The sequence below is a fragment of the Campylobacter sp. BCW_6877 genome (assembly GCF_001762445.1).
Taxonomy (GTDB): Bacteria; Campylobacterota; Campylobacteria; order Campylobacterales; family Campylobacteraceae; genus Campylobacter_D; species Campylobacter_D jejuni.
Window position 1 is genome coordinate 78,708 of record NZ_MJWW01000028.1, and the last position, 11,835, is coordinate 90,542.

The 11,835-nt window shown below is 36.2% G+C and carries 8 protein-coding genes and 2 rRNA genes; 2 read left to right on the forward strand and 8 right to left on the reverse strand.

The genetic code is table 11. The features are described from left to right. The 6 genes from sdhB to gpmI form a co-directional block, all read right to left on the reverse strand. On the reverse strand, window positions 1-966 hold the full coding sequence (gene sdhB / locus AJ936_RS02225; RefSeq protein ID WP_070274013.1) for an 8-methylmenaquinol:fumarate reductase iron-sulfur subunit: 966 nt from the start codon (window positions 964-966) through the stop codon (window positions 1-3). Further along, a complete protein-coding gene (gene sdhA, locus AJ936_RS02230; RefSeq protein ID WP_070274014.1) occupies window positions 963-2,798 on the reverse strand; it encodes an 8-methylmenaquinol:fumarate reductase flavoprotein subunit in 1,836 nt (611 codons plus the stop codon). The genes sdhB and sdhA overlap by 4 nt, the downstream gene beginning before the upstream one ends. A gap of 339 nt (window positions 2,799-3,137) precedes the next feature. Continuing rightward, entirely contained in the window at window positions 3,138-3,548 is a 411-nt protein-coding gene (locus AJ936_RS02235; protein ID WP_079728974.1) for a pyridoxamine 5'-phosphate oxidase family protein, read from the reverse strand. A 6-nt stretch (window positions 3,549-3,554) separates the two neighbouring features. Then, window positions 3,555-4,298, reverse strand: a complete 744-nt coding sequence (fabG, locus tag AJ936_RS02240) for a 3-oxoacyl-ACP reductase FabG (RefSeq protein WP_002861187.1) — start codon at window positions 4,296-4,298, stop codon at window positions 3,555-3,557. After that, the gene (locus AJ936_RS10690) at window positions 4,288-4,386 is read right to left on the reverse strand and encodes a hypothetical protein (protein ID WP_032599243.1); all 99 of its coding nucleotides are present in this window, start codon (window positions 4,384-4,386) and stop codon (window positions 4,288-4,290) included. The genes fabG and AJ936_RS10690 overlap by 11 nt, the downstream gene beginning before the upstream one ends. Then, window positions 4,370-5,848, reverse strand: coding sequence for a 2,3-bisphosphoglycerate-independent phosphoglycerate mutase (gene gpmI, locus AJ936_RS02250; protein ID WP_002871168.1), 1,479 nt, complete (start codon window positions 5,846-5,848; stop codon window positions 4,370-4,372). The genes AJ936_RS10690 and gpmI overlap by 17 nt, the downstream gene beginning before the upstream one ends. A gap of 79 nt (window positions 5,849-5,927) precedes the next feature. Between gpmI and mraY the strand changes: the two genes are divergently transcribed. Beyond that, complete coding sequence (mraY, locus tag AJ936_RS02255) at window positions 5,928-6,989, forward strand: phospho-N-acetylmuramoyl-pentapeptide-transferase (protein ID WP_070252294.1); 1,062 nt, start codon at window positions 5,928-5,930, stop codon at window positions 6,987-6,989. Continuing rightward, window positions 6,989-8,197: a UDP-N-acetylmuramoyl-L-alanine--D-glutamate ligase gene (murD, locus tag AJ936_RS02260; RefSeq protein WP_070274015.1), complete on the forward strand. Its 1,209-nt coding sequence runs from the start codon at window positions 6,989-6,991 to the stop codon at window positions 8,195-8,197. The genes mraY and murD overlap by 1 nt, the downstream gene beginning before the upstream one ends. A 180-nt stretch (window positions 8,198-8,377) precedes the next feature. Here the strand turns inward: murD and rrf are convergent. Continuing rightward, window positions 8,378-8,494, reverse strand: a 5S ribosomal RNA gene (gene rrf / locus AJ936_RS02265). Between the two features lie 279 nt (window positions 8,495-8,773). Continuing rightward, window positions 8,774-11,832: ribosomal RNA gene (locus AJ936_RS02270) — 23S ribosomal RNA — on the reverse strand. Window positions 11,833-11,835 lie beyond the last annotated feature (3 nt).

An 11,835-nucleotide genomic window follows, 5' to 3' on the forward strand; every position in this document is an offset into this window, starting at 1 on the left:
TTACTCCTTAACAGCAGCTTCTTGTGCCGCCTTTATCATTTTAACCAAATCTTTATGTCCTTCTATTTCATCCTCGCCAAAAACATGCATAGGATTCATTTTTCCTGCACGCATAAGTTTAAAAGCTATATCTGTTTTGCCCATAGAACCTATAACACCCTCAGAACGCAAAGCAAGATAAATTTCATTCAAGCGTCCTGAACCTTCAACTAAATCTTTATAAAAAGCTTCAGCATGATCAGGCCCTAAGCCTTCATTTAAACCTTTTTTAATCGCCATCACTCTTAAATTTGCTATATCACTTACTGAACTTATACCCTTTGGACAACGATCAGCGCACTCTTGACAATGAACACAAAGCCAAAGTCCATTCATTACACTAGGTTTTACATGCAACATAGGATCCTTACCTCGAGAGTCTGCCGCTGCACGCCAAGCATGAGTAAAAACAAAAGGTTGCATATAATCGCTACTATCTGCTTCTAATTTATTACACTCTGAGGCACAGCTACCACATAAAATACAATCCCATTGCTTGCTAATACGATCAAATTCTTCTTGACTTTGTTTACAGCCCTTTTCCGCTGAAAATTCATTTTTTGCCACCATGGCAGGACGAATTTTTCTTAAATTTTCTATAGAAGGCTCCCAATCCACAATTAAATCAGAAATTACTCTAAAATTTCCAAGCGGAGAAATGCGTATACTTGAAGGATTATCATATTCTTTTAACAAATCTTGCATCTTAGTATCACAAGCAAGATAAGAATGCCCATTCACACACACTGCACAAGCCCCACAAATTGCAGATTGACAAGAGGCGGTAAAATTTAAAGTAATATCTTTTGTTTTTTTAATAAAAAGCAAAAGAGAGAGCAGAGTTTTTCCTTGCATATCCTTATCATCAATATCATAACTTTGTTCATATTTTTCCTTGCCATTAAAACGATCTATGATGATTTTCATTGTACTCTCCTTCCATCAAGTGAAAACTCAGTTACCACGACATCTTTATAACTAAGTTTTAATTCATCATTTTCTAAATTTACAATGCTATGTTTTAAGAAATTTTTATCATCTCGCTTTGGATAATCTTCTCTAGTATGAGCTCCACGGCTTTCAAGTCTATTTCTAGCTGCTAAACAAGCACAGCGAGAAAGTAAAATCAAATTACCAAGCTCTACATAATCTGTAAAAGCAGTATTCATCACTTCATTAGGATTTGGAATACGAATTTTTTCATATCTTGCTTGTATATCTTCTAAATTTTTTGCTAGAAGATCGAGTTTTTCTTGAGTTCTAAAAATCCCCATATTATCCCAATTTTGACTTCCTAGCTCTTCTCGCAATTCATACATTTCTTGACCATTTCCGCCATTATTTGTAATTTCTTTAAATCTAGCCTGCCATTTTTGAGCAAGTTCATGAGTTTTTGCCCCTTTTCCAAAACTTGCATCTTTGGCATAATTTGTCGCACCAATGCCTGCTAAATGCCCCGTTACAACTGCATCGGCTAAAGAATTTCCCCCTAGTCTATTAGCTCCATGTATAGAAATACAAGAAGCTTCTCCACCTACATAAATTCCAGCAATTTTAGTACTCATATCTTCAAATTTAGCCACTTCAATTCCACCCATAGAATAATGCGCCGTTGGACGGATAGGTACAGGAGTATCCACTAAATCAATATTCTCAAAAAGCATTGCAGTATGACGAATTTTTGGTAAATCTTTTAAAATTTTTTCTTTTCCTAAGTGGCGTACATCGCACAAAACATAAGCTCCAAGTCCCTCGCCATAACCTCTACCTTCGCGAATTTCTGTTTCTATAGCACGCGCAACCACATCTCGCGGTGCAAGCTCCATTTTTTCATGGTAATTTTTCATAAAACGCTCACCACAATTATTTAAAAGATATCCCCCTTCACCGCGTGCCGCTTCTGTAATAAGAGTTCCACCATTTGCAACTCCTGTTGGGTGAAATTGTATCATCTCAGGATCTTCAAAACCAAGTCCTGCTCTAAGAGCAGCTGCCACGCCATCTCCTGTGGCAATAAAAGGAGTTGAAGTTCTATTATAAAATATCCTTGTGTATCCCCCTGTAGCAATCACCAAAGCTTTGCATAATACAGGATAAATTCCACCGCTTTGTATATCTCTTAAAACGACACCCTCGCATTTTCCATCCACAACACCTATATCCAAAAGTTCATGATCCATTAAAAATTTCACACCACTACTAATAGCATCATCTAAACAAGAATGCATTAAAATATGACCTGTTTTATCTGCAGAATAATTACAGCGTTTCTTAGAAGCTCCTCCCATTAAACGCTGAGCTACTCCACCTTGCTCATTTCTTGAAAACAAGGTTCCTATAAAATCCATATTAAAAATAGCCTTTCCAGCTAATTCACAAAATTTTAAAGCCGCATCTTGATCTACCAAATAAGCTCCGCCTTTAATAGTATCATAAGCATGTAATTTATAGGAATCTCCATTAGAAAAATCAGTAACTCCATTAATTCCACCCTCTGCCATACAAGTTGCGTTACGCGATGGCATCATCTTTGTAGCTACTACAACGCTTAATTTTGGATTTTCTTTTCTCACTGCGGTTGCAGCACGCAAACCTGCTCCACCTGATCCAATTACCAAAACATCGCAAGAAGGTAAATTTGTATCTTTATCCATCTTAGATGAATCATCTAAGGCATAAACTCCACTTGAACTTGCAGCTAAAGCTCCTACACTAATACAGGCTGTTTTTATAAAATCTCTTCTAGAAAATTCACCCATATCATTCTCCTTATTTAAAAAAAATTAATAATAATTTTTTAATGTAAGTCAATCTTACATAACCGCATGCCAAAAATCCAAAAACAAACTCTCCTTTCAATATAAAATGGATTAAAAACAAATTTATAATTTAGTAAATATAAAAAAGCATAAGATAAGTAATCAAAGAAGATAGATGAATATAATAAAATAAATATTAAAAAGTTTTTGCAATATATCATAATCTATTCCTTGCAAATTAAACGGAATGATTATACCTTAAAAAAATAACAAAAAGTTAATATTAATTAAGATAATATTTATCTTAATTAATATATAGTTAATAAAATTATCAAATCATTAAGCCTTAAAAAGCTTAAATTCTCCATTCATAAATTGCATTCTAGCGCTTAAATGTTCGAGATAAAAAACTTCAAATTTTGGATTTTGCGGAGTTTCATAAAGATTTACAAGATAAGGATATTTTTCAAACATCATTTTTTTAACTTCTAAATTTGATTCAAAAACCGCATTAGCCCTAAGTCTTAAAAAAGTCCCATCTTTTGCACAAGAACAAAATTCAATACCATTATAATTTTTTATATGCTTAAAAAGTCCTTTTGTGTTTGCTGTGCAAAAATAAATTTTATCTCCCACAAGCAATGGACTTTGTATAGGACGCACTCTAGGATTTCCACAAGTTCCTAAAGTGGCTAAAAATGCCGGTACATTATCATCTAAAAATTGTGCTATTTCTTTTAAATCCATCATTTTTCCTTACATATATAAACCACCATTGATCTTAAGCACATCGCCTGTCACATAAGAGGCATAATCACTGAGTAAAAACGCTACACAATTAGCCACTTCTTCAGGTTCTGCAAAGCGTTTTAAAGGAATATTATCTTGATAAGCTTGTTTGATTTCATCACTTAAAACTTCAGTCATATCGCTTTTTATGAAACCTGGAGTTACACAGTTAAAGCGTAAATTTCTACTTGCTCCTTCTTTAGCAAAAGATTTAGTCATAGCTATCATTCCACCTTTACTAGCAGAATAATTTACTTGTCCAGCATTGCCCATTTCTCCGACAATAGAAGCGATATTTACAACAGCACCAAAACGTTTTTTACTCATGGTTTTTAAAGCTTCTCTACAACCTAAAAAAGCTGAGCTTAAATTCGTATCCACAACGCCACTAAAGTCCTCTAATTTCATTCTTAAAGCAAGTTTATCATTTGTAATGCCTGCATTATTTACAAGATAACTTAGTTCTCCATCGCTCTCCACTATGGTTTTTACACCGTTTTCAAACTCATCTTCTTTACTTGCATCAAATTTAATCACAGCAGCAACACCACCACTTGCAATAATTTCATCTTTTAAAGCATCCGCAAGTTCAGGTTTTGAACGATAATTGATCCAAACTTTAAGCCCAAAACCTGCCAAAGTTTTTGCAATAGAAGCACCTATTCCCTTACTTGCTCCGGTAATTAAAACATTTTTTCCGCTAAATTTCATTATCTATCCTTAATAAGTTTAATTTTAAAAATTGCAATCTTAACAAATTTCTTACAAAAAAGGCAAACAAACTAAAACAAAGCCTCATTCATTTCTTTTGGAATTTCTAAGTCTAAAATTTTAAGCACGCTTGCAGCTATATTACTCAGCCCCATATTGGCTTTAATCTTTGAAACTCCCTTTGCTTGCACAAAAACAAAAACATCAAAAGTGGTGTGATTGGTAAGCAAATTTCCTTTTTCATCTTGCATAGCTTCGCAATTTCCATGATCACTTGTAATGATAAAAGCATAATCATGCTTTTTTGCACATTCTACAATCTCGCCCAAACAAGTATCCACCGCCTCAACAGCCTTTATAGCAGCATTAAAATCGCCTGTATGTCCCACCATATCTCCATTTGCAAAATTTACCACTATAAAATCCTCACCCTTTTCTATACCTTTTTTCACTGCATTACACACTTCAAAAGCACTCATTTGGGGTTTTTCATCATAGGTTTTTACCTTAGGACTTGGGATTAAAACCCTTGTTTCATTTTCCAAAAGCTCTTCTTTTCCGCCATTAAAAAAGAAAGTTACATGGGCATATTTTTCGGTTTCTGCGGTATGAAGCTGACTAAGCCCTGCTTTAGAAATCACTTGCGCTAAAGTATTTTCAATTTTTTCTTTTTCAAAAAGCACAGGGAGTTTAAATTTATCATCATAAACACTCATAGTAAGTAAATTTTCAAAGATTTTTTCGCGTTCAAACTCTTTAAAATCTTTAGAATTTAACACTTCAACGAGTTGTTTCATTCTATCATTTCTAAAGTTAATAAAGATAATGCCATCTTCTTCTCTCATGCCCTTGTAATTCTCATTTTGAGCTGCTTTGATAAATTCATCAGTAATATTTTCATCGTAAGATTTTTGCATGTATTCTAACAAATTTGGCACCTTATAAGCCTTACCCAATAAACACTCATAATACTCTTTTACCCTATCCCAACGCTTATCTCTATCCATAGCATAAAAACGCCCACAAAGCGTAGCAAAATGCACACCTAAGTTTTCACAAAATTCTTTTAAATCTTTTATGAAATTTAAACCACTTTTTGGACTTACATCACGTCCATCAGTGATTGCGTGAACAAAAACTTCATTGCCATTTTTCGCACAAATTTCAAGCATGGCTTTAAAATGCGTATCCATAGAATGCACCCCGCCATCACTATAAAGCCCTATAATATGTACTCTTTTACATTTTGCTAAAAGTTTTTGTAAATTCTCATTTTTTTCAAGCTCTTTGTTTTCAATGGCTTTATTAATACGCACTAAATTTTGATAAATAACACGCCCACTTCCTATACACATATGCCCTACTTCGCTATTTCCCATTTGCCCTTCTGGCAAACCTACAGCCAAACCACTCGTTTTTAGTAAAGAATTTGGGACCTCCTTAAAAAGCTTTTCATAACTTGGTTTTTTAGCTGCTTCAAAAGCATTAAACTTACTATTTTTATTATACCCTATTCCATCTGTAATAATTAAAACGCATTTTTGCTTCATTTTTCTCTCTTTTATAAGAATTTTTTTGGTTAGATTTTACTAAAATTAAACTTTTAAAAACCAAAAAGAAGGCTAGGTTTTGTATTATCTTTCAGATTTAAGTCATTATGCTTTTTTTACTTATATTAGTGTGCGTGCAGGATTTGCTTTTTTTATCGCTTTATGTTTGTCTTTATTTTTAATGCCTAAATTTATTACTTGGGCAAAAGCTAAAAATGCTAGTCAACCTATTTACGAATACGCCCCAGAAACTCATAAAACCAAATGCCATACTCCAACCATGGGTGGGCTTATTTTCATCAGTTCTGCAGTAATCGCAAGTTTATTTTGTATCAAATTTGATAATATTTTTGCTATAAGTGCTTTGCTTTGTTTGATACTTTTTTGTTTGATAGGACTCGTAGATGATTTAGGCAAAGTTCTAAAAAAAGATAATCATTCAGGACTTAGTCCAAGAATGAAGCTTTTAGCGCAAATCATCACAGGACTTATTTGTATCTTGCCTTTATATTTTAGTTCAGAACTTAGCACAGAACTTTTTATACCTTTTTACAAACATCCTCTTTTTGATATGGAAATTTTTGCCATTGCTTTTTGGATTTTGGTTTTAATTTCTAGCTCTAATGCTGTAAATTTAACCGATGGACTTGATGGCTTAGCTACAGTTCCAAGTATTTTTTCTTTATCTACTTTAGGGATATTCTTATATTTGAGCGGAAATTTAAATTATAGTGAATATTTACTTTTGCCAAAAATTCAAGGTTTGGGCGAAGTGGTGATTATTTGTGCTGCATTAATCGGTGCTTTAATGGGATTTTTATGGTACAACTGTTATCCTGCGCAAGTTTTTATGGGAGATAGTGGAAGTTTAGCTTTAGGTGGATTCATAGGATTTTTAGCTATCATTAGCAAAAATGAAATTTTACTTTTACTCATAGGTTTTGTTTTTGTTCTTGAAACTGTTTCTGTAATTTTACAAGTTGGAAGTTTTAAAATTTTTAATAAAAGAGTATTTAAAATGGCACCTATTCATCATCATTTTGAAAAAGTTGGCTGGGTAGAAAATAAAATTATAGTGCGTTTTTGGATGATAGCCTTACTTTCAAATTTACTTGCACTTGCATCAATAAAGCTAAGATAATGAAAATTTCACTTTTTGGATACGGAAAAACCACGCGCGCTATTGCTGAAAATTTGGTAGATAAATTTGGGCCTTTTGATATCTATGATGATCATTTTACAGAAACAAAAAAAGATACACTAGGAAATTTACTTTTAAATCCTAATGATTTTGATGATAATTTAAGCGATATTGAAATTCCTAGTCCAGGTTTTCCACCAAAGCACAAACTCATTCAAAAAGCAAAAAATTTACAAAGCGAATATGACTTTTTTTACGATGTCATGCCAAAATCCGTTTGGATAAGCGGAACCAATGGCAAAACCACTACCACTCAAATGGCTACACATTTATTATCACACATTGGTGCTGTTATGGGTGGAAATGTTGGAACTCCTTTAGCAGAGCTTGATCCTTATGCAAAACTTTGGATACTTGAAACTTCATCTTTCACCCTATACTACACTCATAAAGCTAAACCTGAAATTTATGCACTTTTACCTATAAGTCCTGATCATCTTTCTTGGCATGGAAGTTTTGATAATTATGTTCAAGATAAGCTAAGCGTTTTAAAAAGAATGAATGAATGTGATATAGCAATACTGCCTAAAATTTATGCAAATACTCCAACAAAAGCTCATAAAATAAGCTATGAAGATGAAAAAGATCTAGCTGTTAAATTTGGCATTGATACGGAAAAAATTTCCTTTAAAAGTCCTTTTTTACTCGATGCTATCATGGCTTTAGCTATAGAAAAAATTCTACTTGATACTTTAAGCTATGAGCTTTTAAATAGCTTTGTAATGGAAAAAAATAAACTCGAAGAGCTAAAAGACAGTCAAAATAGGCTTTGGGTAAATGACACTAAAGCTACAAATGAAAGTGCTGTAATGGCTGCACTTAGTCGCTATAAAGATAAAAAAATCCATCTTATCATAGGGGGAGATGATAAGGGTGTAGATCTTAGCAATTTATTTGATTTTATGAAAAATTTTAACATAGAACTCTATGCTATAGGTATTAGTACCGAAAAAATGCTTGATTATGCAAAAAAAGCGAATTTGAAAGCCTATAAATGTGAAGTTTTATCTAAAGCTGTAAATGAAATTTCAAATCACTTAAGAGTCAATGAAGTGGCTCTTTTAAGTCCCGCTTGCGCAAGTTTAGATCAGTTCAACTCTTACGTAGAGCGTGGAAAAGTCTTTAAAGAATGTGTGAATAAAATTTAATTTATTATACAATCCATACAAATATATTAAACTTTCCAAACTCCTAAAAACACCCTATTCTCTTAAAAACCCTAAACAGCAACAAACTCTTTTTTAAACACAATTCTAAGTGTCATCTAAAACAACAATAAAAATAAACATAGGATTTATATATAAAGTAAGTAATGAAGACATTTAACAAGTCCGCAATGAGCTACTTTCCCCCTGCCAGTAAGGCGTAGTATCATCACCCACGATGTGCTTAGCTTCTTGGTTCGGGATGGAGCAAGGCGTTTCCACATCTGTATAATCACGGACATTGTTATTTAAATATTCTTTGAAAGATTGAATTTAAAAAATAAAGCTTAATCTTTTATTTCTTTACTTTTTTTTCTTTATTCTCTTTCTTCTTTACTTATCTTTTATCTTTGATAAGTTTTTATATAGAATACTTAAAAAACAATGTTAAGAGCAAGTTCTAATACAAACTTTACTTGAAAGATTTTATTAGCTTAAAAACATAATGTTTATATAAACATTTCATATAAAACATTCAAAGCTTTCTTAAAAACCTTAACAAGGAAGTGATGCTTTATTAAAGATAAGCCAAACGCTCTATTAGTACTGGTCAGCTAAAGGACTTTCATCCATTACACACCCAGCCTATCAAACTAGTAGTCTTCTAGAGAGCTTAGAGAAGATTCATCTTAGAGTTGGCTTCACGCTTAGATGCTTTCAGCGTTTATCCTTTCCAAACTTAGCTACGCTGCGATGCTCTTGGCAGAACAACAGCTACACCAGTGGTTTGTTCAACCCGGTCCTCTCGTACTAGGGTCAAATCTCTTCAATCTTCTTACGCCCACGGCAGATAGGGACCGAACTGTCTCACGACGTTCTGAACCCAGCTCGCGTACCGCTTTAAATGGCGAACAGCCATACCCTTGGGACCTGCTCCAGCCCCAGGATGCGATGAGCCGACATCGAGGTGCCAAACCTCCCCGTCGATGTGAGCTCTTGGGGGAGATCAGCCTGTTATCCCCGGGGTACCTTTTATCCTTTGAGCGATGGCCCTTCCACACAGAACCACCGGATCACTAAGACCGACTTTCGTCTCTGCTTGACTTGTATGTCTTGCAGTTAAGCTGGCTTATACCTTTATACTCTACGAACGATTTCCAACCGTTCTGAGCCAACCTTTGTAAGCCTCCGTTATTATTTGGGAGGCGACCGCCCCAGTCAAACTACCCACCAGACATTGTCCCACTTGAGGATAACTCAAGCTGGTTAGCTACCCAAATAAGAAAGAGTGGTATCTCAACAACGGCTCATATACAACTGGCGTCATATACTCAAAGCCTCCCACCTATCCTGCACATTCTTATCCAAGTAGCAGTGTCAAGCTGTAGTAAAGGTCCACGGGGTCTTTCCGTCTTGCCGCGGGTAGGAGGAATTTTCACCTCCACTACAATTTCACTGGATCCCTCTTTGAGACAGCTCCCATCTCGTTACGCCATTCATGCAGGTCGGTATTTAACCGACAAGGAATTTCGCTACCTTAGGACCGTTATAGTTACGGCCGCCGTTTACTCGGGCTTCGATCAAGAGCTTCGCTAATGCTAACCCCATCAATTAACCTTCGAGCACCGGGCAGGCGTCACACCCTATACATCCTCTTACGAGTTAGCAGAGTGCTGTGTTTTTGGTAAACAGTCGGGAGGGACTCTTTGTTGTAAGTTTCTTCGCTTTCGGAGTAAATCCTAGTACGAAGCTAACCACACCTTATACCGAAGATACGGTGCTATTTTGCAGAGTTCCTTAAAGAGAGTTCTTCCACGCGCCTTAGAATACTCATCCCACCCACCTGTGTCGGTTTACGGTACGGGCAACATTAGCTAAACTTAGAAACTTTTCTTGGCTCGACGGCATCAGGGGTTCTTCTATCCATCCGAAGACTTCAAAAAGCCTTTCAGTTCTCGGAGTGTTCTTATACGGATTTGCCTGTATAAGCTCCTACAACCTTAGACTAGCACTTCCATCCGCTAGCCCCCTTAGCCCTAAGCGTCCTTCCATCGCACACTAATGTTGGTATTGGAATATTAACCAATTTGCCATCGTCTACCCCTTTCGGACTCGACTTAGGACCCGACTAACCCTACGATGACGAGCATCGCGTAGGAAACCTTGGGTTTACGGCGTTAATGATTCTCACATTAATTATCGCTACTCATGCCTGCATGCTCACTTCTATTCGCTCCAGCACTCCTTACCGGTATACCTTCGACGCAAGTAGAACGCTCTCCTACCACTTGCACACAACTTAAACTACTTAAACTTTAAACCAAGAATATTTTTACTGATTTTACTAAGTTTTATTTCTATCTTTACTCTATAAAAATCAGTAAAAATATAACTTAAAACATATAACTTAGTTTTTTATATTCTAAACTTAAATAATCTAAGTTGTGTGCAAGTCTACAGCTTCGGTACTTACTTTAGCCCCGTTATATTTTCCGCGCAAAATCACTAGACCAGTGAGCTATTACGCTTTCTTTAAAGGATGGCTGCTTCTAAGCCAACCTCCTGGTTGTTTAAGTAACTTCACATCGTTTTCCACTTAAGTAAGATTTAGGGACCTTAGCTGGTAGTCTGGGTTGTTTCCCTCTTGACGACGGATTTTATCACTCGCCGCCTGACTGCTGTGATTACATATAAGGTATTCGGAGTTTGATAGGGTTTGGTACATTGGTGTATGCCCTAGCCCATTCAGTGCTCTACCCCCTTATATTACGACACAACGCTATACCTAAATATATTTCGGAGAGAACCAGCTATCACGAAGTTTGATTGGCCTTTCACCCCTATCCACAAGTCATCCCGGGGCTTTTCAACGCCTATGGGTTCAGTCCTCCACTAGTTCTTACACTAGCTTCAACTTGCTCATGGATAGATCACTTCGTTTCGGGTCTGCAGCATCTGACTAAGCGCCCTATTCAGACTCGCTTTCGCTACGGCTTCGCGTTTGCTTAACCTTGCCAGACACCACAACTCGCAGGCTCATTATGCAAAAGGCAGTCCATCACACTGTATTGCTACATAGTGCTCTGAATGATTGTAAGCAAATGGTTTCAGGTTCTATTTCACTCTGATCACCTCAGTTCTTTTCACCTTTCCCTCACGGTACTTGTGCACTATCGATCTGGTATTAGTATTTAGGGTTGGATCGTGGTCGACCCGGATTCAGACAGGATTCCTCGTGTCCCGCCCTACTCAGGATACTGCTAGCTAAGCTTTGTTTTTCGCATACGGGACTATCACCCTCTATGGCTATACTTTCCAGAATGTTCTGCTAAACTCAGCTCTTGCACATTGCAGTCCTACAACCCCCAGTGCAAGCACTGGGTTTGCCCTCTTGCGCTTTCGCTCGCCGCTACTGACGCAATCTCTATTGATTTCTTTTCCTGAGGGTACTAAGATGTTTCAATTCCCCTCGTTCGCTCCTATATAGGTAATGTATATCTCTATACATTGGGTTGCCCCATTCGGAAATCTACGGATCAAAGCTTCTTGACAGCTCCCCGTAGCTTATCGCAGTCTAGTACGTCCTTCATCGCCTTTACCAGTCAAGGCATCCACCATTCGCTCTTAGTAGCTTACCTTTT

Excerpts from the sequence above, each read along its gene's own strand:
- sdhB (WP_070274013.1), bottom strand. The coding sequence starts at position 966 with ATGAAAATCATCATAGATCGTTTTAATGGCAAGGAAAAATATGAACAA.
- sdhA (WP_070274014.1), bottom strand. The coding sequence starts at position 2,798 with ATGGGTGAATTTTCTAGAAGAGATTTTATAAAAACAGCCTGTATTAGT.
- AJ936_RS02235 (WP_079728974.1), bottom strand. The coding sequence starts at position 3,548 with ATGATGGATTTAAAAGAAATAGCACAATTTTTAGATGATAATGTACCG.
- fabG (WP_002861187.1), bottom strand. The coding sequence starts at position 4,298 with ATGAAATTTAGCGGAAAAAATGTTTTAATTACCGGAGCAAGTAAGGGA.
- AJ936_RS10690 (WP_032599243.1), bottom strand. The coding sequence starts at position 4,386 with ATGAGGCTTTGTTTTAGTTTGTTTGCCTTTTTTGTAAGAAATTTGTTA.
- gpmI (WP_002871168.1), bottom strand. The coding sequence starts at position 5,848 with ATGAAGCAAAAATGCGTTTTAATTATTACAGATGGAATAGGGTATAAT.
- murD (WP_070274015.1), top strand. The coding sequence starts at position 6,989 with ATGAAAATTTCACTTTTTGGATACGGAAAAACCACGCGCGCTATTGCT.